The sequence below is a fragment of the Aequorivita sp. CRS11 genome, from assembly GCF_059693805.1.
In genome coordinates, this window is sequence record NZ_JCATIG010000002.1 from 314861 (window position 1) to 338666 (window position 23806).

The following is a 23806-nucleotide window of genomic DNA, read 5'->3' on the forward strand; positions in this document are numbered from 1 at the left end:
AAAACTTAAAGTATGATGTCAGAACAAGTTCAAATGATTCCAGGAAATTCATTAATTACCAAAACTCCCGAAGAAGGGAGGCAGCTAGCCGTTAAAATGGCGCGATTGGTAATAAAGGCAACACAACCGGATGCATCGGTTCGTGAAAAACTAAGGCCTATTTATGCCCAGGACGCTGCAATGCTCATCGCTATAGGGCAGGTAGTTGCAACTGAATTTGCAACTATTGCTGCTGCGAATAATTATTGGAAATAATATAAAAGCCACAAATCCACAAATATTTTTAAAACGATATTTGTGGATTCGTGGCTAAAGTTTATTCCACTTCTTTCACCGTAGCTCCGGGTGCGTTCTTTCGGACGGATTCAATTCCGTTTTTAGCCCCACTCTCAGCGGCATACATTTGGCTGCTGCCAATAATTTGCCCATTCGTAGCTTTAATGTTGAAATGGATTTTTCCGTTTTTTGCGGTTTTCATTTCAAAACTGCTGTCTTTTCCGCAGTTTTTTTGAACAGATTCTATCCCGTTCATTGCAGAAGCTTTCGAAGCATACATTTGGCTGGTTAAAATAACTTGACCGTTGGACGCTTTTAGTACAAAATGAAATTTATCACCGCTTTTTTTGAGTTCAAACATAATTAGGTGTTTAAGGTTTATTGAATATTTAAATGCTCAATATCGTGAAAAACAAGATGTTTAAAAAATTGCTGAACGCATTTATAATAAGTTTAGCATTATTTATTTAAACATATCCATCCCCGGAATATTTGGCATACCTTCTTTTGCCACAGCGGCAACTTCTGTTTCGTGAACATTAGTAGCTTTTTCGATGGCTTTATTCAAAGTAAGGATTAGGAAATCTTCCAATTGCTCTTTGTCTTCAAGCAGCGCATCATCAATTTCAATAGTTTTGATTTGTCGGTTTGCGGTAAGCGTTATTTTTAGAAGTCCGTCATTACTTTCTTCATCAATTAAAACAGTGTCCAAACGTTTTTTTGTAGCTTCTACTTTCTCTTGGGTTTCTTTCAGTTTGCCCATCATTCCCATTAAATCTCCAAACATATTTTTTTGTATTTAAGTTTGATGCAAATTTACTACTTTGTAAGGCTATTCAACAACCTTCAATTATGAAAAATAGTTTAATTGTTTCAATCGCTTGCCTTACTTTTGCCGTTGCTTGCAAAAATCAAGATACTTCAGATAAAAATATGGAAATTACTCCCCCGAAAGCAGAAAAAATAGCCAAGGAATTAAAAGCCCACGACGATATTCGGGTTGATAATTATTACTGGCTCAACAATCCCGAAGATGAAAAAGTAATAAATTATTTGAAGGAAGAGAATAATTACTACGAAGCAATGACGGCGCATACCAAAAAATTCAAAGAAAATCTTTTTGAGGAAATGAAGGCGCGCATAAAAGAGGATGACGAATCAGTTCCATATAAATTGAACGGTTATTACTACATCACTAGGTATGAAATAGGGAAGGACTACCCTATTTATACTAGAAAAAAAGGAAGTTTGGAGGCGACCGAAGAAATTCTTTTTGATGTGAATGAAATGGCGAAGGATTATTCCTATTACAACCTTACGGGTCTAAATGTTTCCGAAGATAACAAACTGGTTTCATTTGGGGTAGATACCTTAAGCCGAAGAAAATACGACATTTATATAAAAAACCTTGAAACGGGCGAGATTTACCCAGAGCGCATTCCGCTAACTACGGGAAGCGCCACTTGGGGTAGCGATAACAAAACCCTTTTCTATACCAGAAAGGATGACAAAACCCTACGCGCAGATAGAATTTATCGCCATACTTTGGGTACTGATCCTATTACCGATGAACTTGTATTTACCGAAGCTGATGATACCTTCGGTACATATGTTTATAAAACAAAATCGAAAAAATTTATTGTTATAGGAAGCTACAGTACCTTAACTTCAGAGTACCGCATACTGTCTGCAGGCAATCCTACAGGTAAGTTCCAAATCTTTCAGCCGCGCGAAAGAGGGTTGGAGTACAGTATTTCGCACTACGGCAACAATTGGTACGTTTTGACAAACAAGGACAAAGCGCTCAATTTCAAACTCATGAAAGCCTCAGAAGATAAAACTTCCAAAGAAAATTGGGAAGATATGATTCCACACCGCGATGATGTGCTTTTGGAAGACATTGATATTTTCAAGGATTATTTGGTAGTTAGTGAACGCAATAATGGATTGACCAAGCTTCGAATAAAAAAATGGAAAGACAATATAGATTATTATTTGCCTTTTGATAACGAAACATATACGGCCTTCACAACGCAGAACCCCGAATTTGATACCAAAATTCTTCGCTACGGTTATAATTCTTTGAATACTCCCGCTTCGGTTATTGATTTTAATATGGAAACAAAGGAGAGAACGGTTCTGAAAGAGACCGAAGTCTTGGGCGGAAAATTTGATAAGAATAACTATGAAACTGAGCGTTTATGGGCAACCGCCGAAGATGGAACAAAAATCCCGATGTCGGTTATTTACAGAAAAGGTATCAAAAAAGATGGTACAAACCCAACGTTGGTATATGGTTATGGATCCTATGGAGCTACCATTGACCCATACTTTTCCACAGTTCGGTTAAGTCTTTTGGATCGTGGGTTTGTTTTCGCAATTGCTCACGTTCGCGGTGGTGAATATATGGGAAGACAATGGTATGAGGATGGAAAATTGCTAAAAAAGAAAAATTCATTTACCGATTTTATCGATGCTTCCAAATATTTGATAGAGCAGGGTTATACTTCCAAAGAACATTTATATGCTTCGGGAGGTTCTGCTGGTGGACTTTTGATGGGTGCCGTTATAAATATGGCTCCAGAACTATATAACGGTGTAATTGCATCGGTACCGTTTGTGGATGTGGTTACAACTATGCTCGATGATTCTATTCCATTAACTACCGGCGAATACGATGAATGGGGAAACCCTAATGAGGTTGAATACTATAATTATATGAAAAGTTATTCACCCTATGATAATGTGGAAGCCAAAGCCTACCCAAATATGCTTGTAACAACGGGGCTGCACGACAGCCAAGTACAATATTGGGAACCCGCAAAATGGGTTGCCAAACTTAGAGATTTAAAAACTGACAATAATATATTGCTGTTGCAAACCAATATGGATGCAGGCCATGGCGGAGCTTCCGGGCGTTTTGAGGCCTTAAAGGAAGTAGCTATGGACTATGCCTTTCTATTGGATTTGGAAGGAATTAAGGAGTAATAAAAATAATTCCTTACCTTTGTGCGGTTAAAATTTTCAGTTTAAAACTGAAGTTATTTTATAACGAACTCCCTCTTTATGAAAGAAGAAATTAAAGCCCACAATAACGTGTTGGAACTTATAGGCAACACACCGTTGATAAAGCTTAACAAAATTACCCAAAAAATGAAGGGTAATTATTTCGCAAAAGTTGAAGCGTTCAACCCGGGACATTCTACCAAAGACCGCATTGCACTTTATATCATTGAAGAAGCTGAAAGAAAAGGCATTCTTAAGCCAGGCGATACCATTATTGAGACCACAAGTGGAAACACAGGTTTCAGTATTGCTATGGTTAGCATTATTAAAGGGTATGAATGTATTTTGGCTGTAAGCTCAAAATCATCTGCAGATAAAATTGATATGCTGAAGACAATGGGCGCCAAAGTATACGTTTGCCCAGCCCACGTAAGTGCGGACGATCCGCGTTCCTACTACGAAGTTGCAAAGCGTCTTCACAATGAAATAAAAGGTTCTGTTTACATCAATCAATATTTTAACGAATTAAATATTGATGCACATTACCAAACCACTGGGCCAGAAATTTGGGAGCAGACTACTGGAAAAATCACCCATTTGGTAGCTTGCAGTGGAACCGGAGGAACCATTTCGGGAACGGCACGTTTCCTAAAAGAAAAAAATCCAAATATTAGAGTGATAGGTATCGACGCTTACGGCTCGGTTCTTCAAAAATATCACCAAACCAAGGAATTTGATGCAAATGAAATCTATCCGTACCGCATTGAAGGTTTGGGAAAAAACTTAATTCCTACCGCTACAGATTTCAACATTATTGACAAGTTTGAAAAAGTAACCGACGAAAGCAGTGCCCACACAGCCCGTGAACTTGCAAAAACAGAAGGCTTGTTTGTAGGGTACACAAGCGGTGCTGCAATGCAAGGTTTGAAGCAACTTGAGGAAGAAGGTGAATTTAACCAAAACAGCAATATAGTTGTCATCTTCCCCGATCACGGTTCACGATATATGAGCAAAATTTATAATGACGAATGGATGACCCAGCAAGGCTTTTTTGATTCTGAAACTGCTGAAATCCATCAAATAGAATTTGTGAAATAACTTCTGAAATAGAAAATAAAAAGTTTTAAACTACTTAAATCCCGATAGCAATGTGCTTTCGGGATTTTTTTCTGAAAGTGCCTTTCTAAAATCTAATGTCCAAAATCTAATATCTCACAAATAATTTAATTAATTTTGTCCCGCATTTTTAACTAAAGATTTAATGAAAGATTTATTCGATAAAATCTATAAAGATAAAGGTCCGTTAGGAAAATGGGCTGAACAAGCGGAAGGCTATTTTGTTTTCCCAAAACTGGAAGGTCCAATCTCTAACAGAATGAAATTTAAGGGCAAAGATGTAATCACTTGGAGTATCAATGATTACTTAGGTCTTGCCAACCACCCAGAAGTTAGAAAAGTAGATGCTGAAGCCGCCAAAAAATGGGGCTCTGCATACCCGATGGGCGCCCGAATGATGAGTGGCCATACCGACCTTCACGAGCAACTTCAAAGAGAACTTGCAGCTTTTGTAGATAAAGAAGCAGCTTATCTATTGAATTTTGGTTATCAAGGAATGGTCTCAACCATAGACGCGCTTGTTTCAAAAGACGATGTGATTGTTTATGATGTTGATGCCCACGCTTGTATTATTGACGGGGTTCGTCTTCACTTGGGGCAACGCTTCACCTACAAGCATAACGATATGGAAAGTATCGAGAAAAACTTACAGCGTGCAGAAAAGGTTGCTGAAAAAACAGGTGGTGGAATTCTTCTTATTTCTGAAGGCGTTTTCGGAATGCGCGGCGAGCAGGGAAAATTGAAAGAAATTATCGCACTTAAGAAAAAATACAATTTCCGCTTTTTTGTGGATGATGCGCACGGTTTCGGAACACTAGGTAAAAATGGTGCCGGAGCAGGAGAGGAGCAAGGCGTGCAGGACGGAATAGACGTTTATTTTGCAACTTTCGCAAAATCTATGGCAAGTACAGGTGCATTTATAGCAGGAGATGAAGAAATAATGAATTACCTGAAATACAATTTGCGTTCGCAGATGTTTGCGAAATCATTGCAGATGGTTTTGGTGGAAGGTGCTTTGAAGCGTTTGGATATGCTTCGCACTATGCCTGAACTGAAGGAAAAACTTTGGGAAAATGTAAACGCACTTCAGGGTGGATTGAAAAAAAGAGGTTTTGATATAGGAACAACCCAAAGTTGCGTAACGCCAGTGTATTTAAAAGGAAGCATCCCGGAAGCGATGGCGCTAGTAAAAGACCTGCGTGAAAACCACGGAATATTCTGCTCAATTGTAGTTTATCCAGTAATTCCGAAAGGATTGATTCTTTTAAGGATGATCCCAACGGCTTCACACACCATGCAGGATATTGAAGAGACCTTAGAGGCTTTTTCATCTATCCGCGAGCGTTTGGAGAATGGAACTTACAAGCGTCTTTCTGCGGCTGTTGCTGAGGCGATGGGAGAGAAGATTTAAACAAATTCCCGCGCAGGCGGGAATCTTATAATATTGAAAAATCCACCTTTTTTGGGTGGATTTTTTATGCCCTAAATTTTTTAGGAATAACTTTTTGGCGTTTTTAATTAACTTTACGGAATAACAACAATAAAAAACTATCATATAGCAAATTGTTTTGCATTATATTCAAACACTAACCAATGATAAAAATCTTTAGAAAGATAAGATATGATTTACTATCAAAAGGTCAAACCAGTAGGTATTTGAAATATGCCATTGGTGAGATTTTATTGGTTGTTATAGGTATTTTGATTGCTCTTCAGATAAACAATTGGAATCAGGTAAAGAAAGATGATAAAATTTTGAGGGAATACTTGGGAAAGATAAAATCACACACCCAAGAAGATATGAGAATGTTAGATTCATTAACTAAGTATCGAAAAAATATTGGAAATCTTTGTAAGAAAGCAAGAATAGCAATTCTAGATAAAAAGGAAGAAGAAAACCTGCTTCTGCTCATGGGTTGTGGGTCTGCCTTTTTGGAGTTTCATTTCAAACCTAACACAGATGGCTATGAAGCTCTAAAAAATTCTAATTATTTCGGTAAAATAAACAATACGGATTTAGATTCTCTTTTGATTCGTTACCACAGGCTCGTAGATGACATTTCACAAAATGAAGGAAGTTATAATGGATATCTAAAAGGCCAAGAAAATTATATTTCCACTCAGTTTGATAAATCGTTGGTTCTCGCAACAGCTTTCTTACCTCCAGATTCATTAAACTTAAGAGCTACACCTCAATCTGAATATATTGAGGATTTTAAAGAGTACACTTCATCTGCATCATATAGAAATGTAATTAATTTAGCAGCTTTTCAGTTTGATTGGATGATTGATTTATACGGTCAACTTGATGAAGTAGGTGAAAATGTAATTAGGGAAATAGATTCATATGATAATTAATATTATAGCGACAGTACCACGTGTATCTGTAACATATGAACTCATACATAAAACCCTATATCAAAAAATCTAAATATCCGTCCTAAAAGTACTCCGTTCCTTATGTTGCACAGGATTGTAATCCTTCCAAAGTAACTGAACCGCAGTGTTTTCCTTTAATTCTGGATTGGTTTCCACGGTCTGTATTCCCTTGGAATTGAAGAGGTATTGCATTTCCTCAAAAATAATGGCGGTAACACCTTTCCCTTGGTATTCTGGGTCTATGCCTATTAAATAAAAAGCCGCAGTGTCGTTCTTTTTTTGCGCTTTTAAAATATGGCTCCAACCAAGTGGGAAAAGTTTTCCATTCGCTTTTTTCAGGGCTTTGGAAAAGGAAGGCATTACGATTGAAAACGCTATAAGTTTTCCTTCCTTGTCTTTTATACAGGTTATATAATCAGGATGTATAAAGCTGAAATATTTTTCCTTATAATAATCTATTTGGTATTGCTGGATTGGAACGAAGGTCTGTAGGCTGTTATAGGTTTTGTTCAATAAATCGAACATGCTATCTACATACGGCAGGATTTCCTTTTTGTTCTTAAAGCGAATAACAGATATTTGATAACGTTCTCGAACAATTTTTGAGAATTTCTTGACCTTATCAAGGATAGCGGGGGGTATGTTCATTTTATATTCTACCCAAGTTGCCTGTTTCTCAAAACCCAGTTTTTCCATATGCACTGCATAATACGGATAATGATACCAAGTAATCATGGTGTTCATTTCCTCAAAACCCATGGTGAGGATACCAGCTTTTTCCATATTGCTAAAACCCACGGGGCCTTCGGCGTACTCTAGATTGTGTTCGCGGCCTTTTTCATATACTTTTTCAAGTAGGGCTTTGGTCACTTCAATATCGTCCACCATATCCAGCCAGCCAAAGCGGATTTTTTTCTTTCCCTGTTCGTTTACCTCAAAATGATTTAAAATAACTGCGATGCGACCAACAATTTCATCATTTTTATATGCCAAATAATACCAAGCTTCGGCATTTTTGAAAACCGGATTTTTTTCAGTATCCAAGGTTTCCATTTCATCCTTAATAAGCGACGGAACCCAGTACTTACTGTCTTTGTATAGTTTAAATGGAAAAGTGACAAATTTTTTTAGATCACTTTTTGAGGTTAGTTGTTTTATTGTAATCATACACAAAATGTTATTATTCGCCACCTTCGTCCAAGTTCAGTTCTTCTTGGCGTTCTTCTTTTTTATCCTTTTCTTTTTTGTCTTTCATCTCCTTTTTAGCATCATCTTCCAAATATTCATCTTTATTGTGCATATCAAATCGATAGGCTAAGCCCGCACGCCCATAAAATTTAGACGGAGTATCCTTAAAACTATAAGTAAGTGAGAGATCGACTTGTAAATTTTGATTAATAAGCGCAGCAGCACCTCCACGCACCAATTGGTCTGAATAAAAGTCACTTTTTAAACCTTGGTTTTCGAGAAAAACTGAAAAATAGCGATTGGTAGCGTGTGTTAGGGTTAAAATATAGCCATAGGTGGGAAAATCTGTAGTAACGCGGTCCACGATTATATTGGTTACAAAAACCCATCCGCCAATAAAATTGTTTTGAGTTGAAAGAACAAATTTCGGACTTATTTTGCCTTCGGCTTCGGGAGTAAATGGATTGTCTGCAAAATCAAAATTGGCGCCTGCATAAATTGAAATTGCAGGAATTAAATCTGCCCATTGCGTTTTATTATTTGCCTTCCAACTGTAAAGGTTAGGACCTTTAAGTTCACGTTTTCGATAGGGATCATATATTAAATATTTTGCACCAAGCGTATTGCTTTTAAAGTTTGAAAGGCTGTACTCCCTTGCAACTGCAGAACGATTATCTGTAACCGAATTTGATTGAAACTCGCCCATAAGACTCACCTCCAGGCGTTCTTTCCAAAAACCGTAGCGCACGGAATAATCAATGTTAAAACCGTTTGTCTCTGTCTTTAAAAGTTCGTGTTTTTCTTTTCCGTAGCTAAACCCAGTTTCAACCTGAAGTACATTGGTACCTACCGAAAAAGCACCCTGTGAGCCCCCTGGGCGATTGGTGTTGATCATTTCGGTATATTGTGCCGAAATATTGAAGAAAGTCATAAAACTCAGCAGAAAGAGAAAGGGAAGTTTGATATTCATGGAAAGTTGGGTTTAGTTCAAAGATATAAGATTTTACCATTTATTTAATAGTCAACATTCGTCTTTTTCTACACCAATCCTTATTTTTGGAAAGAATTTTACAGTTATGATGACATTCCTAAAAACGATATTAATCGTTCTTCTGGTATATTTTGGTCTAAAGTTTCTTATTAGGCTGGCAACCCCTTATTTAATGCGTTATATTTCGAAAAAAGCCGGACAGCAGTTTGAGCAGTTCTTCGGAAATAATCCAAATATGAACACCCAGCCCGAAAAGGAGGGGAGTATTACAATTGATAAAAATCCTTCTCCAAATTCCCGAAACAGTAAAAAAGTTGGTGAATATGTAGATTACGAAGAGGTAGAGTAGTACTAAAACAGGAAACTGCGAGGTCGAATGAATTTACGACTTGCAAAAACTTGAAGAACTTCAAGCGCCCAACGTTAAATATATTTTTCATAATTTCCCCTCTTCAAAATCACAAGCCAAATTATGCAGCCCAACTATAAAAAACTTGTTCCGCATTTAGTTGTTTTCGTTTTGTTTATCGTGGCTTCGCTGGCCTATTTTAACCCGGTTTTACAGGGAAAAAAAATATTCCAAAGCGATATTGTGCAATACACCGGTATGGCGAAACAACAAAATGATTTTCGAGAGGCTACGGGCGAAGAAACTTATTGGACCGATGCCGCTTTCGGCGGAATGCCAACCTACCAATTGGGTGCAAAATACCCAAACAACTACATAAAACAGCTCGATCTTGCCATTCGTTTTCTTCCCCGTCCGGCAGATTATCTCTTCCTGTATTTCATAGGAATGTATATCCTGTTTTTGGTGCTGAAAGTGGATTATAAACTGGCCTTTTTAGGTGCGCTGGCGTTTGGCTTTTCAACGTATTTAATTATTATCCTTGGCGTTGGGCACAACGCAAAAGCCCACGCCATAGCCTATATGCCCTTTGTTTTAAGTGGAATATTTCTCACCTTCCGCGGAAAATATCTCTGGGGATTTTTACTGCTCACGGTTTCGATGGGGCTGGAATTGGTGGCCAACCACTTCCAAATGACGTATTATTTAATGCTTTTGGTAGTAATCATCGGCATTGTTTATTTGATTGATGCTTTTAAAAAGAAAATGCTGCCCCATTATTTTAAAGCCGTAGGTATAATGATGGTCGCAGTAATTATATCTATAGGGTTGAATGCCACAAATATTTTGGCAACCAAGGAATATGCAGATACTTCTACCCGTGGAAAAACTGAACTGACCGTAAATGCGGACGGCACCCCAAAAGATAACAAAACAGGGCTTGATTACGATTATATCACGGAATACAGCTATGGAAGGCTAGAAAGTTTCAATCTTTTCATTCCGCGGTTTATGGGCGGAAGCTCTTCCGAAGCATTTCCGAAGGATTCAAAAACCGTAGAGAGCTTAATGCGGATGGGTGCTTCGGCACAGGAAGCTAATCAAGTTTTGAACCAGATTCCGATGTATTGGGGCGAACAGACTTATGTGGGAGCTCCAGCATATATAGGCGCAATTGTTATATTTCTTGCCGTACTGGCACTTTTTTTAGTTCGTGGCAGATTGAAGTGGTGGGTCGTTGCTGGATTTATTTTAACCCTGCTGCTATCTTGGGGAGACAATTTTAAAGGATTGACCCAATTTTTTATTGATTACGTACCGATGTACGATAAATTCCGCGCGGTTTCCTCTATTCAGGTAATTATTGAATTGATTCTTCCAATCCTTGCTATTGTTGGTTTACATCAGTTTTTTAGCCATTTTGAAAAAGAAGATGAAAAGAAAAAGGCATTGCTTTGGTCAACAGGAATTGTGGGCGGAATTACATTGATATTTATTCTTTTTAAAACAACATTGTTCGATTTTGCGAGCCCGTACGATAGCTATTTTAGGGAAGAAATGGGGCTTCCGTTTTTGGAAGCGATCCGCGAGGATAGAATGTCGCTTTTCACCTCCGATGCCATCCGTTCATTAATTTTTGTGCTTTTAACTGCTGCAGTTCTTTGGTTTTTTATTAAAGGAACAGTTAAAAAAGGCCTTGCTGTTGCAGCACTTTGTATTTTGGTTTTGGTTGATTTAGTAGGCGTGGATAGAAGATACGTAGATGAGGAAGACTTTGTACAAGCAAAGTTGGTTGAAGAACCATTTCAAAAAAACGGAGCCGATATGCAAATCTTGGAAGATGATGGGCATTATCGGGTTTATGATGCGGCTGCAAATGCTTTTAACAGTGGTCGCGCAAGTTATTATCACAATGCTTTGGGCGGTTATCACGCTGCGAAACCTGGAAGAATGCAGGATTTATTTGAATTTTACATCAGTCAGGGTAATATTGGAATTTTGAATATGATGAATGTGCGTTACATCATTACCCAAACCAAAAACGGTGGTCCAGTAGCGCAGCGCAATCCATACGCAAATGGAGATGCTTGGTTTGTTGAAAACGTGTTACCTGCGGAAAATGCAAATGAGGAAATTCAGCTTTTGGACAGTTTGGACACCAAAAGAACCGCAGTTATCAATAAAGAATTTCTTTCAAAAATTCCGAACCAAAAAATTGAAAGGGACAGTACGGCAACTATTGAACTATTCACTTATCAACCCAATCATCTAGTTTACGAAGCTTCTACCAAGTCGCCGCAATTGGCTGTTTTTTCAGAAGTATATTACCCAAAAGGTTGGAACGCATATATAAATGGTAAACCTGCTGAATATTTCCGAGCCAATTATGTACTTCGTGCTATGGTTATCCCAGCGGGAAATAATAAAATAGAATTCAAGTTTGAACCAAAAGTAATCCAAACTGGAAGTACCATTTCTTTGGTGAGCAGTATTATATTCCTATTAATTTTATTGAGCGGGCTGTATTTTGCCTTTCGAAAAAAAGAACTGCAAGAATAAATGAAACGCGCCCTTATCATCACATACTATTGGCCTCCCGCGGGCGGTCCGGGCGTACAGCGGTGGTTGAAGTTTGTAAAATATTTTAGGGAGTTTGGTGTGGAACCAATAGTGTATGCCCCAAAAAACCCGAACTATCCATTGGTTGATGAAAATTTTTCGTCGGAAATTCCTTCGGATATCGAAATTATCAAACAATCGATCAAAGAGCCGTATCGTTTTGCGAAACTTTTTTCAAAAAAGAAAACCAAGCAGATAAGTAGCGGCATTATTTCAAAAAAGGAAATTTCGGCAATGGAAAAGCTGATGCTTTACATTCGCGGTAATTTTTTTATTCCCGATGCGCGGGTGGGTTGGGTGAAGCCTTCGGTATCGTTTCTTTCAAAATATATTTCTGAAAATCCTGTGGATGTTGTAATTACAACGGGTCCTCCGCACAGCCTTCACTTGATTGGAATGCAACTTCAAAAAGATTTGAATGTAAAGTGGATTTCAGATTTTCGCGATCCGTGGACGACCATCCATTACCACAAATCACTTCGATTGAGCAAAGCTTCAGCCCGAAAACATAAAGCCTTGGAAGCTTCGGTTTTAAAATCGGCAGATATTATTACAGTGACGAGCCCAACGACCAAAAAGGAATTTGGGATGATTACTGAAAAGCCCATTGAGGTTATTACCAACGGTTACGATATTGCTGAGAAAAGCGATTTTACGACAGATTCTGTTTTTTCTATTTCACATATTGGCTCATTGTTGAGTGAAAGAAACCCAGAGGTATTGTGGAAAATACTTGCTGAAATTTGCAAAGAAAATGCTCCCTTCAAAAATGATTTACAGTTGAAATTTGCAGGAGCTCTAAGCGAAGAAGTGAAACAAAGTCTTGAAAACTTCGGACTAATTGGAAATTGCGAAATTTTAGGGTATGTGTCCCATTCCGAAGCACTTCAGCTTCAAAATAAAAGCCAAGTATTACTTTTAGTTGAAATAAACAGTGCCGAGACCCGTGCCATTATTCCCGGAAAGCTTTTTGAATATCTTGCCGCCAAACGCCCTATAATTGCTTTAGGACCAAAAGAAAGTGATATTGAGAAAATTATCGCTGAAACTAAATCTGGGAAATTCTTCAGCTATTGGGATGATGATGAATTGAAGGCTGAAATCCTTCAATTATACAAAGGTTTTAAAAATGGCCACCTAAAGGTTTCTTCCGAAGGAATTGAGAAATACAGCAGAAAAGAACTTACCAAACAAATGGCCTCGCTTATAGCAACTGGTCTTCAATAATAGTGAGTTTTAAAAAGTAAACCCCCGATCTCCGCCAAGGGCGAATCACGGAGGTTTAACCAACCAACCAAAAAACTATCTTTATCCGCGTCCTCCTCTGGAATTGGCTTCTCTTGATGAACTACCACGTGAGGTCTTAGCTCTTGAGCTGCTGCGCGAAGGTGCGCTGGATTTATTTACTGTACTGCGGCTACGGCTGGCGGTTTCCCGCTTTGGAGCCTGAGTTTTATTCCTACTTACCGAACTGCTTCTGTTGTTTGATGTAGCCCGTGTTTGTCTTTGAACCGTTTTGTTGTTAGAAACAGTTCTGTTATTGGTTGAGCGAACTGCGTTTTCGCTCCGAGTATTTCTTACATTGTTTCTAGTAGTATTGCTTTTTACCTTAGTGTTACCGCTATTTCGAGAAGTTACAGTATTTCTACTTGGTGTATTGGAATAACTTCTATCATTTCGACTGCTTCTATCAATAACAGCAGCGCCTTTACTACTCGAACTTCTATTTCTAGTTACGGTTTCGCTACGTGTATTATTACTTCGTACAGCATTGTTGCTACGAGAGTTGTTGTTTCGGATAGCATTATTGCTTCGGGTAGTGCTATTATTTCTTACTGTACTATTAGATCGCGTATTGCTGGTCGCAACCATAGTATTTTTTCTATTCGGATTATAATTCCTGTTTATTGAAGCTCTTCCTTTTTTATCGTAAACTCGGCTACCTGGACGATAAAATTCTCTGTGGCCATTATGGTAAGCTACACGATGTCTCTTTTTGTAATATATTACGTGGTCGTGGTAACTATATCTAACTGGACTGTAATATCTTCTGTAGGGCAGATCATAAACTACACAGTGGGTATAAATAGGAGGTGTGTAATACACGTGCCAAGGACGATAAATATAATAAGGATTGTAAACGTTTATAATACCAGTGGCGTGTGAAAAGTAACCATAATTATTATACACTACGTGTAAACCGCCAACTCTAACTATTCTTCTGTCATTATATTGAATATCAACATTTCCAGCCTGGATAATGCGTCCGTAGTAATCATAATAGATAGGAACACTTTCTACTTGTATTACCGCTCCGTAATCATCGTATTGTACATAAGCGTCATAATCATAACCCGAATTGAAACTTATATTCACATTGGGAGTGTTTATGGTAACGTTTGAAGCTCTTTGGGGTCCAATATACACGAAATCAAATTGACCGTCGGGGAAAACGGAAAATTCTACGTCGCCTTCAACAAAAATATATGCGCTTCCGTCATATCCTCTTCTTAGGTTGTTTTCACTTTCAGTGGAAGTTGCATTTGCTGAAAACCCCATTAAAAGGATGCTAAAAATAAATGCTATGTTTTTCATAAGTTTCAATATTTAAAAGGTTTGTACTTGCTTGATGTTTCTTGGTTAGCGGAGTACGCTTTTAAATAACCAACGACCGTGCCAAGTTTTTAAAGCATTGATTTTCAGTAATACTTTGAGCTACTGTAAGATTAAATTGGAATTTTGGGAGCATCCAAATAAAAAATCCGCTGAACTGTTTCACCAATTCAACGGACTTTAAAAACTAACCAACCAAAAAAACTAAAAGTCTTATTTTCTATTACTTTGATTTCAATTAGTGTGCCAAAAAATCAATTATTTTAAACTTTCTCCTTTAAATATATTGCAGTAAAAGATTCCTTACTTTTCACAACTTCTTCAGGAGTACCAAATACAACTACTTGTCCTCCGTTTTCACCACCTTCGGGTCCAAGATCAATAATATGGTCGGCACATTTAATTAAATCTAAATTGTGTTCTACAACAATTACGGTATGCCCTCTGTCAAGCAAGGCATAAAACGAAGCCAAAAGTTTTTTTATATCGTGAAAGTGAAGTCCCGTTGTAGGTTCATCAAAAATGAAAACGGTTTTTTCTTTTGAAGTTCCCTTTACCAAAAATGAAGCAAGCTTAATACGTTGTGCCTCGCCGCCGGAAAGAGTAGAGGAGCTTTGCCCTAATTTCACATAGCCCAGCCCAACATCTTGTAAGGGTTGTAGTTTGGCCGCAATTTTATCTTGCTTCTGTTCTCCAAAGAAAGCAACGGCATCATCCACGGTCATTGTGAGGATATCGTCAATATTTTTATTTTGAAAGGTTACTTCCAAAACTTCCTTTTTAAAACGTTTGCCGTTACAGGTATCGCAGAGCAAATGTACATCTGCCATAAATTGCATCTCGATGGTTACTTCGCCTTCGCCTTTGCAGGTTTCGCATCGACCGCCATCTACGTTGAAGCTGAAATGTTTTGCTTTATACCCGCGAATGTCCGAAAGCTTTTGTGAGGCATATAAATTCCGAATATCATCATACGCTTTAATATAAGTTACGGGATTGCTTCGACTGGAGCGGCCAATTGGATTTTGGTCAATGAATTCAATACTTTTTATGGTGCCGAAATCTCCCTTTATTTCTGAGAACTGACCGGGTTTTTCGCCATACCCGCCAATTTCACGCATCAGGGCTGGATAGAGAATTTTCTTTACCAACGTACTTTTTCCGCTACCGGAAACGCCCGTTACAGCCGTGAAAACATTCAGTGGAAAAGTTACGTCGATATTTTTCAAGTTATTTTGCCGAGCCCCACTGATTGTAATTTTATTTTTTGAAGTACGCCGTTTCTTTGGAACTTCGATCTCCATTTCACCATTCAAATACTTTGCAGTTAGCGAATCTGATTGTAATATTTCAGTATAGGTTCCTTGGGCAACCACTTCGCCGCCAAAAGTTCCAGCTTCGGGTCCGATGTCTATAATTTCATCGGCCGCTTTCATAATGTCTTCATCGTGCTCCACGACAATTACGGTATTGCCCAAATCACGAAGCGATTGTAAAACAACAATAAGCCGCTCGGTATCCTTTGGGTGAAGGCCAATACTGGGTTCGTCCAAAATATACATAGAGCCCACGAGACTGCTTCCCAAAGAGGTGGCGAGATTGATTCGTTGCGATTCGCCGCCCGAGAGCGTGTTCGATTTTCTGTTCAATGTTAAATAGCCTAAACCAACATCCTGCAAAAAACGAAGGCGGTTGTTTATTTCCAGTAGTAAACGTTTTGCGACTTTTTCATCAAACTCTGAAAGTTTAAGGTTTTTGAAAAATTCGGCCGTTTTATTCAATGGTAGTTCAACTAATTCCTGAATTGCTGTATTGTTGATTTTTACGTAACCAGCTTCGGGACGTAATCGTTTTCCCTTGCAGGTTGTGCATCTCGTTTTTCCACGATAGCGAGAGAGCATCACCCGGTTTTGGATTTTATAACTTTTGGATTCCAAAAAGGAAAAGAAAGAGTTTAATCCTTCAAAATACTTGTTGCCATCCCAAACCAATTGTTTTTGATCATCGGTGAGTTGAAACCACGGTTTGTGGATTGGAAAGTCAAACTTATAAGCATTGTTAACCAACTGGTCGCGGTACCAACTCATACTTTCGCCTCGCCACGGAAATATGGCGTTTTCGTAAATTGAGAGCGCAGTATTTGGTATGACTAAATCTTCATCAATCCCAATTACATCGCCGTATCCCTCGCAAGTAGGACAGGCGCCGTACGGATTATTAAAACTGAAGAGATGTACGTTTGGCTCCATAAAAACCATTCCGTCTGCTTCAAAACGGTTGTTGAATTCTGTGATATTTTTTGAAGAAAGTGCTTCAATATAAAGTTCGCCCTTTCCTTCAAAGAAAGCTATTTCAATGGCATCGGCAAGGCGGTTGTAAAAATCTTCTTCGTCTTTCGTTATGATTCGGTCTATGACCAAATCTATTTTCTTCGGAAATGTTTTGCTCTCCAATTCATCAATCCGTAAAACTTCATCTTTTATTTTAATTCGTGAATAGCCCTGTTGTGCCAATGCCTTGATTTTGTTTTCCATTGTGCGTCCTTCTTCCAAAAGAATAGGGGCGAGGAGCAATAATTTTTCACCTTCAGGAAACTTTTTTATGAAATTTATAACATCTGTGGTGGTGTCTTTTTTAACTTCTTTACCGGAAATGGGCGATATGGTTTTCCCGATTCGCGTGTAAAGCAACTTTAAATAATCATATATCTCGGTTGAGGTACCCACGGTAGAACGCGGGTTTGTGGAATTTACTTTTTGTTCAATTGCAATTGCGGGAGCAATGCCCTTAATGGAATCTACTTTTGGCTTATCCAATCTTCCCAAAAATTGGCGGGCATAACTGGAAAGGCTCTCTACATAGCGGCGCTGGCCTTCTGCGTAGAGGGTGTCAAAAGCCAAACTAGATTTTCCGCTTCCGGAAAGACCTGTTACTACTACCAATTTATTTCGAGGAATAGCAACAGAAATGTTTTTAAGATTATGAAGTTTAGCACCTTGTATTAGGATGCTTTTTTTAGTATCTATGGTTTCGGCACTCAATTTATTTTTTCTTTTTTTATAGCTTTTTGCAAAGATACTATATCGATTTCAGCAATGCACATTTGCGGTTATTATTATTTTTTAATGAAAAATTTAACCTTTTTTTTGCATTTGTGATTTCTTTGTTGTTATATTTACGGCTCTTAACGTCATATATAAAAATTATTGCCTATAGCTGATCATTACTTTTAACAAATAAACATTCTAACTAAGCAACCAAATCCATAGTTGTTTATTTTTTAAAGAAGTATTGATATGAAGCAAAGCACAAACTCTGATGCGTTTTTAGTGAGCGCTTATATGAACGGTAATGAATCTGCTCTTAGCGAGTTAATAACTCGACACAAGCAAAGAATCTACAGTTTTATTTATTCGAAAGTCTTTGATAGGGATGTCGCTGAAGATATTTTCCAAGATACCTTTATTAAGGTTATTAAAACCTTAAAAAGAGGAGCTTATAATGAAGAAGGAAAATTTCTTCCATGGGTAATGCGAATTGCCCATAATTTGGTGATAGACCATTTCAGAAAAAACAACCGCATGCCCAAGTTTGAAAACAATAATGATTTTAACATCTTTTCGGTTTTGAGCGACAATGCATTAAATGTGGAAAAACAGATAATCAAGGGGCAGGTTGAAAGTGATGTCCGCAGATTGATTCAGGAATTACCTGAAGATCAAAAGGAAGTATTGATGATGCGAATTTATAAGGATATGAGCTTTAAGGAAATCAGTGAGCAAACAGGCGTTAGCATTAATACTGCACTGGGCCGGATGCGTTATGCATTAATCAATTTGCGCAAAGTAATTGATAAACATAATATTATATTGACCAATTAATGCAATAAAGTAATTTTTGCTACGTTATTTGGAAATAAAACCTCAAAATAACATTCTATGCAAAAATTTTACTCTGAAACATCACGTGTGGACGGCGTGAATAAAAAACTCGTTCCAAAAGAAGAGACTATTAAATTTCTTCTGGATTATTCGATGGCTTTAAGTGTTATAGATTACCATAAAATGAAGTTTGAAGCACTTCTAAACTAAACTTTGGAGAAACCCCGGAATTAGCTTTTCGGGGTTTTTTTTGAAAAAAAAGCCCCCTAACCCCCAAAGGGGGAATTTATTTACGGGGCATAACTTGCATAGTTCATCGCTCATCTCTTATCTACTTTCTTTAAATACTCTTTTATCACCGATTTTCTGCCAATGGTCTTTGTGATTATATCTTTTTCCAAATCCCAACCACGCGCCGGGGAGTATTGCCTGCCGTACCATATAATCTGCAGATGCAGCATATTCCATAAATCTTTTGGAAATAAACGTTTTGCATCTTTTTCTGTCTGCACTACATTTTTTCCATTAGTAAAACCCCAGCGATACATCAATCGATGTATATGTGTGTCCACTGGAAATGCAGGTATGTTAAACGCCTGACTCATAACGACACTTGCTGTTTTATGGCCTACAGCGGGTAAAGACTCTAACGCTTCAAAGTCTGCTGGTACTTGCCCGTTATATTTATCGATCAAGATTTCTGAAAGCCCGTGAATTCCCTTTGATTTCATAGGTGAGAGTCCTACAGGTTTTATGATTTCCCTAATTTCTTCTACGGTTAGTTTTACCATATCATAGGGATTGTCAGCTACTTCAAATAGCAAGGGCGTAATTTGGTTGACGCGAACGTCGGTACTTTGCGCAGAAAGTAGCACGGCGATCAATAAAGTATAGGGATCCTTATGTTCCAAGGGAATTGGTACTTGCGGATAAATCTTATTTAACGTATCAATAACAAAGGTTACCTTTTCCTGCTTGGTCATTTTAAGTACTTTTATGCAAAAATAAATATAATGAAAACATTAAAGGTAGGAGATAAGGCTCCAGATTTTAAAGTAAACGATCAAGATGGAAATAGTATTTCCTCAAAAGATTTTAAGGGAAAGAAATGGATTGTATTTTTCTATCCCAAAGCCAATACTCCTGGGTGTACTGCAGAAGCCTGTAATCTTCGTGATAATTATAAAAAATTACAGAAGGAAGGTTATGAATTATTGGGAGTGAGTGCAGATAGTGAAAAACGTCAAAAAAATTTTAAAGAAAAGTATGATTTCCCCTTTCCTTTATTGGCGGACGAGAACAAAGAGATTATAAATGGTTTTGGGGTTTGGGGACCCAAGAAATTTATGGGAAGGGAATTTGATGGAATACACCGTAAAACTTTTATAATTGATGAAAACGGAATCATAACCCGTATTATTGACAAGGTTAAGACCAAAGATCACGCTGCGCAGATATTGGATTAATTATCGACCTTTTCAGGAGTAGTCTTATAATTGAAAAGTTGTTTATCCTTTATAATTTCTGAAACTCCAGGTGGCAACATCTGTTCCCATCCTTCTTCGCCTGTTTCTATCATTGCCAATACTTCGCGAGAAAATATCTCCATGTTGTCAGGATTATAATCAGTGATGTCAACAACTTTACCGTTATATTTAAAGAATTTGTACAATTCCTTCATTCGTGGATGTACTTTCAGGTTTTCACTATTGGTGTATTCTCCCGTTTCCGCATCTTTCATAGGATAGAGATAAACCTTTAAATCTTTAAAAAATAATTTTCCAAAGGCTTCCAAAATACCACCACTTAAGTGTCGATAATATTTTTCATCAAAAATGTCCACTAAATTATTGACGCCCATGGCGAGCCCCATTCGCATCTTTGTATATCTGGAGAAATATTCAACTAGCTTATAGTACTCCTGAAAGTTTGAAATCATAACCGTATGCCCCAAAGAACAGAGCAGCCTGGCGCGGTCCATAAAGTCTTCTTCATCAATTTCACCTTCGGCCCGCAAATTTGAAAGGGTAATTTCAAATATTACTTCAGTTCTATCTTTTTCTACCCTGTTTTCCTTCAGAAACATTTCATAGGAACGTTCAAACATATCTATGTTAACCTTGGTAACAGGTCTAAAGCTTCCGCGAAGGGCCAAAATGTTTTTCTTATAAAGAATTCTTGCCGGAAGTATATTGTGGCCTTCAGGGTTAAACATAACCGCATCGGTCATACCATTTTTAATTAGCTGAAGACTCATCAATCTGTTGTCAACGTCCTTAAAGCGGGGCCCCGAAAAATTTATGGTGTCAATTTCAATTTTATCTTTATCGATATGGTCGTACAGGTAACGAAGCAATTTATTGGGTTGGTCATATTTATAATATGCCCCATAAATTAAATTTACACCTAAAGTACCAAGTGTAATCTGCTGTAATTGTGCATCATTTTCGTGAAAGCGAATGTGCAGGGTTATTTCGTTATAAGGTTCTTTTGGGTCTATTTGATATCGAATTCCTACCCAGCCATGCCCTTTATATTTTTTTGCAAAATCAATTGTGGCAACGGTATTTGCGTACGAGAAGAAAAGTCTGTTGGGGTGTTTCTCACGGTTTATACGCTCTTCTATCAAGTTGAACTCGTGCGAGAGCATCTTTTGAAGTCTTGATTCTGTTACGTATCGGCCATCTTCTTCTATTCCATAGATTGCGTCGCTAAAATCCTTATCATAGGCAGACATTGTTTTGGCAATGGTTCCTGAAGCGCCACCGGCTCTAAAAAAATTCCGAACGGTTTCTTGCCCGGCTCCGATTTCGGCAAAAGTGCCGTAAATGTTTTCGTTCAGATTGATTCGTAAAGCCTTACTTTTTATGGAGGGAATATTTTCAAATTCCTTGTCTCCTATTATGGTTTCTGGCATAGCAACGTTCTATTTTTTAATATAACAAAGGTAGCAAATACAATAGGTAAACAAAAAAAATACCAGTATTTTTGCGCAGATGAAATCAACATTCCGCGTTACATTTCTCGGCACTGGAACTTCACAAGGCATACCCGTAATAGGCAGCAATCACCCTGTTTGTAAAAGCAGTGACCCAAAAGATAAACGTTTGCGTGTTTCGGTTTTATTGCAATGGGATGATTTTACTTACGTTATTGATTGCGGTCCTGACTTTAGACAGCAAATGTTGCGCCAAAAGGTTTCAAAACTGGACGGCATTCTTTTAACGCACGAACACAGCGACCACACCGCAGGTTTGGACGATATCCGCCCATTCAATTTTATGCAGGGCAATATGCCTTTTTATGCCCATAAGCGAGTATTTAAATCACTGCACGAACGTTTTGCCTATATTTTTGAAACGGAAAACAAATATCCCGGAGCACCTAGCGTTGAAGAAATTGAAATTGATAAAGACAAACCTTTCACTATTGGGGGAAAAGAAATTATTTCAATTGAAGCATTCCACGACACACTACCGGTTTTAGGTTTTCGGGTGGGAGACTTTACCTATTTGACGGATGTTAAAACCATTACTGAAGAAGAAATTGAGAAAATAAAAGGGACAAAGATTTTAGTTGTAAATGCTTTGCGCGAAGAACCCCATTATTCACATTTCAACATCTCAGAAGCACTTGATTTTGTTGAAAAAGTAAAACCAGAAAAAACATATTTTACACACATTAGCCATTTAATGGGCTTTCATGAGGAAGTGGAGAAAAAACTTCCACAAAACGTCCATTTGGCATATGATACACTCACTATAACTATTTGATTATGAGAAATAAAATTTTTATGTACTTGTTTCTTTTTGCATTGCTTTTCATAATTTATCAATATATGAACGAGAAAAGCATTTTTGAATCGCAGGAATCCCAAATTGAAAATCTGCAAATGAAAGTTCAAAAATATAGCGACTCTATCGAGGGCCTTCATGGACAAATAATGAACTTGAACTATTTCACTTTAATGGGAAATGACAATGCAATGACCTATTTTGAAAATTTGGGTTATGAAGCTGCAGAAGTGGAATCAATGGTTTCTGATCAGATTTATGATTTCAATCTTCAAAAGGGAAACAATCCATTAGTTCCATTTGAGGGAATGGCGGGCGATATGAAAATCAATAAACTAAAATTCCTTAACCATAAATGGATCCTTGCAGACTTTACCGATAACACCTATTGGGGCGAAATGATTTTGGAATATTATTTCAACGATAAAAATGAACTTGAATTGACGCCAATTGCTTCATTTTTATATCAAAACTAAACTAATTGGAACAACTTATAGCTTATTGATTTTCCAACCAACTTTTAAGTTCGTAAAAATTCTGGGGAGCTACTCCGTGCCCCACAGGAAATTCCGAATACTTACAATCAATATTTAAGTTTTTTAGGAAAGGCTCTGTCTTTCGGGCCCATTGAACAGGAATAACTTGGTCCACACTTCCGTGTGACGTATAGATTTTAAGATTGCTGAAGTCATTTTTGGCATACCCTTCTTTTAAAATGGCTTCATTAATATAACCACTTAAACCGATTACATTTTTTATTTTTTCAGGATAACATAGCGCGATGGCGAAGCTTAAAATAGTGCCTTGGCTAAAACCGAGCAGCGTAATATTATTTTTGTCAACTTTGTACTTTTCAATTACTTCGTCTATGCACTTCGAAACTAATTCGCGCGAGGCAATAGCTTGTTCGTCATCGCTGAATTTTCCCTGTGAATTGTCAAAGTATATATTATACCAAGCATTTCCGTAAGGTTCAAGCCTTATTGGGGCTTTCAGAGAGATGACAGCATATTTTTCCGGAAGTTCACCGGCAAAGGAAAACAAATCGTTTTCATCGCTCCCAAAACCATGCAGCATAATGATTGCCGGTGAGTTTTCTGAAGCATTTTTTGCGGGTCTATAATTGTGTTCTAAAAGTAAAGTCTGTTTTTCCATAGGCTGCAAAAATAAAAAAGACCTTTTAAACTGAAGTTCTTTCAGCAGAAAAGGTCTCGTTAAATATTATTTAAAATCTAAATTCCTTTAAACCATTCTTGAAATTGTTCTCCAAATACAGGTACCGGTTTCATTTCACCTTGTACGGCACTTATCAATCCAAGGAGCCAAAATACGAATATGGCGAGCTGTACAATCCAGGTAAGTATTGAAATCCCAATAAAACTTATAACAATACTCAATACTACTCCCACACACATAATACCCAATGATTGTCGCACATGGAATGAGCCCAGAGCAGTTTTATTTCCATTGTTCATTATTAAAGCGATGATCCAGCCAACTAAGGTAATGTAAGCAATGATGGCTACGGTTTTGCCGTTGTCTGCAGTTGTTTCCATTTTTTTTGATTTTAGGTTAGTGTTTATTTAAGCTAAAG

The 23806-nt window shown here is 37.7% G+C and carries 23 protein-coding genes; 13 read left to right on the forward strand and 10 right to left on the reverse strand.

The window, feature by feature from the left end:
- Window positions 1–15: 15 nt before the first annotated feature.
- Window positions 16–255: a hexameric tyrosine-coordinated heme protein gene (locus tag AC58DT_RS04570; protein ID WP_062621147.1), complete on the forward strand. Its 240-nt coding sequence runs from the start codon at window positions 16–18 to the stop codon at window positions 253–255.
- A 61-nt stretch (window positions 256–316) separates the two neighbouring features.
- Here AC58DT_RS04570 and AC58DT_RS04575 read toward each other — a convergent pair whose 3' ends face one another.
- Together AC58DT_RS04575 and AC58DT_RS04580 are read right to left on the reverse strand one after the other, a co-directional pair.
- Window positions 317–637 (reverse strand): YegP family protein, encoded by a 321-nt coding sequence (locus AC58DT_RS04575; RefSeq protein ID WP_497215649.1) that lies wholly within the window; start codon window positions 635–637, stop codon window positions 317–319.
- Between the two features lie 102 nt (window positions 638–739).
- The gene (locus AC58DT_RS04580; protein ID WP_497215650.1) at window positions 740–1063 is read right to left on the reverse strand and encodes a YbaB/EbfC family nucleoid-associated protein; all 324 of its coding nucleotides are present in this window, start codon (window positions 1061–1063) and stop codon (window positions 740–742) included.
- A 65-nt stretch (window positions 1064–1128) separates the two neighbouring features.
- On the opposite strand from AC58DT_RS04580, the gene AC58DT_RS04585 reads away from it, so the two are divergent.
- The 4 genes from AC58DT_RS04585 (at window position 1129) to AC58DT_RS04600 (ending at window position 6756) form a co-directional block, all read left to right on the forward strand.
- Window positions 1129–3264, forward strand: coding sequence for a S9 family peptidase (locus AC58DT_RS04585; protein ID WP_497215651.1), 2136 nt, complete (start codon window positions 1129–1131; stop codon window positions 3262–3264).
- A 78-nt stretch (window positions 3265–3342) separates the two neighbouring features.
- Window positions 3343–4380, forward strand: a complete 1038-nt coding sequence (gene capA / locus AC58DT_RS04590; protein ID WP_497215652.1) for a cysteate synthase — start codon at window positions 3343–3345, stop codon at window positions 4378–4380.
- 163 nt (window positions 4381–4543) lie between these two features.
- Window positions 4544–5809, forward strand: a complete 1266-nt coding sequence (gene capB / locus AC58DT_RS04595) for a cysteate-C-fatty acyltransferase (RefSeq protein ID WP_497215653.1) — start codon at window positions 4544–4546, stop codon at window positions 5807–5809.
- Between the two features lie 182 nt (window positions 5810–5991).
- Window positions 5992–6756, forward strand: coding sequence for a DUF6090 family protein (locus tag AC58DT_RS04600; RefSeq protein WP_497215654.1), 765 nt, complete (start codon window positions 5992–5994; stop codon window positions 6754–6756).
- Between the two features lie 69 nt (window positions 6757–6825).
- Here the strand turns inward: AC58DT_RS04600 and AC58DT_RS04605 are convergent, their stop codons facing one another.
- A complete protein-coding gene (locus AC58DT_RS04605) occupies window positions 6826–7944 on the reverse strand; it encodes a GTP cyclohydrolase (RefSeq protein ID WP_497215655.1) in 1119 nt (372 codons plus the stop codon).
- 13 nt (window positions 7945–7957) lie between these two features.
- Window positions 7958–8935 carry a transporter gene (locus AC58DT_RS04610; protein WP_497215656.1) on the reverse strand — a complete coding sequence of 326 codons (978 nt, stop codon included), beginning with the start codon at window positions 8933–8935 and terminating at the stop codon, window positions 7958–7960.
- 109 nt (window positions 8936–9044) lie between these two features.
- Here AC58DT_RS04610 and AC58DT_RS04615 point away from each other — a divergent pair, with 109 nt between their 5' ends.
- The 3 genes from AC58DT_RS04615 (at window position 9045) to AC58DT_RS04625 (ending at window position 13151) form a co-directional block, all read left to right on the forward strand.
- Complete coding sequence (locus tag AC58DT_RS04615) at window positions 9045–9305, forward strand: DUF4834 family protein (protein WP_497215939.1); 261 nt, start codon at window positions 9045–9047, stop codon at window positions 9303–9305.
- 123 nt (window positions 9306–9428) lie between these two features.
- Complete coding sequence (locus AC58DT_RS04620) at window positions 9429–11864, forward strand: YfhO family protein (RefSeq protein ID WP_497215657.1); 2436 nt, start codon at window positions 9429–9431, stop codon at window positions 11862–11864.
- The gene (locus AC58DT_RS04625) at window positions 11865–13151 is read left to right on the forward strand and encodes a glycosyltransferase family 4 protein (protein WP_497215658.1); all 1287 of its coding nucleotides are present in this window, start codon (window positions 11865–11867) and stop codon (window positions 13149–13151) included. It begins immediately after the preceding gene.
- Window positions 13152–13232: 81 nt separating this feature from the next.
- Here AC58DT_RS04625 and AC58DT_RS04630 read toward each other — a convergent pair whose 3' ends face one another.
- Together AC58DT_RS04630 and uvrA are read right to left on the reverse strand one after the other, a co-directional pair.
- Window positions 13233–14519: a hypothetical protein gene (locus AC58DT_RS04630; RefSeq protein WP_497215659.1), complete on the reverse strand. Its 1287-nt coding sequence runs from the start codon at window positions 14517–14519 to the stop codon at window positions 13233–13235.
- Between the two features lie 281 nt (window positions 14520–14800).
- The gene (gene uvrA / locus AC58DT_RS04635; RefSeq protein WP_497215660.1) at window positions 14801–17578 is read right to left on the reverse strand and encodes an excinuclease ABC subunit UvrA; all 2778 of its coding nucleotides are present in this window, start codon (window positions 17576–17578) and stop codon (window positions 14801–14803) included.
- 255 nt (window positions 17579–17833) lie between these two features.
- Here uvrA and AC58DT_RS04640 point away from each other — a divergent pair, with 255 nt between their 5' ends.
- Window positions 17834–18418: an RNA polymerase sigma factor gene (locus AC58DT_RS04640; RefSeq protein ID WP_497215661.1), complete on the forward strand. Its 585-nt coding sequence runs from the start codon at window positions 17834–17836 to the stop codon at window positions 18416–18418.
- Window positions 18419–18475: 57 nt separating this feature from the next.
- A complete protein-coding gene (locus AC58DT_RS04645; RefSeq protein WP_166517850.1) occupies window positions 18476–18628 on the forward strand; it encodes a hypothetical protein in 153 nt (50 codons plus the stop codon).
- Window positions 18629–18738: 110 nt separating this feature from the next.
- Here AC58DT_RS04645 and AC58DT_RS04650 read toward each other — a convergent pair whose 3' ends face one another.
- Window positions 18739–19401 carry an endonuclease III domain-containing protein gene (locus tag AC58DT_RS04650; RefSeq protein WP_497215662.1) on the reverse strand — a complete coding sequence of 221 codons (663 nt, stop codon included), beginning with the start codon at window positions 19399–19401 and terminating at the stop codon, window positions 18739–18741.
- A 30-nt stretch (window positions 19402–19431) separates the two neighbouring features.
- Here AC58DT_RS04650 and bcp point away from each other — a divergent pair, with 30 nt between their 5' ends.
- Window positions 19432–19884, forward strand: a complete 453-nt coding sequence (gene bcp / locus AC58DT_RS04655) for a thioredoxin-dependent thiol peroxidase (protein WP_497215663.1) — start codon at window positions 19432–19434, stop codon at window positions 19882–19884.
- Here the strand turns inward: bcp and AC58DT_RS04660 are convergent.
- Window positions 19881–21335: a TonB-dependent receptor gene (locus AC58DT_RS04660; RefSeq protein ID WP_497215664.1), complete on the reverse strand. Its 1455-nt coding sequence runs from the start codon at window positions 21333–21335 to the stop codon at window positions 19881–19883. The two genes, bcp and AC58DT_RS04660, sit on opposite strands and share 4 nt — an antisense overlap.
- 79 nt (window positions 21336–21414) lie before the next feature.
- Here AC58DT_RS04660 and AC58DT_RS04665 point away from each other — a divergent pair, with 79 nt between their 5' ends.
- Window positions 21415–22191, forward strand: coding sequence for an MBL fold metallo-hydrolase (locus AC58DT_RS04665; RefSeq protein WP_497215665.1), 777 nt, complete (start codon window positions 21415–21417; stop codon window positions 22189–22191).
- A 2-nt stretch (window positions 22192–22193) separates the two neighbouring features.
- Window positions 22194–22688 carry a hypothetical protein gene (locus AC58DT_RS04670; RefSeq protein ID WP_497215666.1) on the forward strand — a complete coding sequence of 165 codons (495 nt, stop codon included), beginning with the start codon at window positions 22194–22196 and terminating at the stop codon, window positions 22686–22688.
- A 22-nt stretch (window positions 22689–22710) separates the two neighbouring features.
- Here the strand turns inward: AC58DT_RS04670 and AC58DT_RS04675 are convergent, their stop codons facing one another.
- Window positions 22711–23367 (reverse strand): alpha/beta hydrolase, encoded by a 657-nt coding sequence (locus AC58DT_RS04675; protein ID WP_497215667.1) that lies wholly within the window; start codon window positions 23365–23367, stop codon window positions 22711–22713.
- Between the two features lie 77 nt (window positions 23368–23444).
- On the reverse strand, window positions 23445–23768 hold the full coding sequence (locus tag AC58DT_RS04680; protein WP_497215668.1) for a DUF4870 domain-containing protein: 324 nt from the start codon (window positions 23766–23768) through the stop codon (window positions 23445–23447).
- Window positions 23769–23806 lie beyond the last annotated feature (38 nt).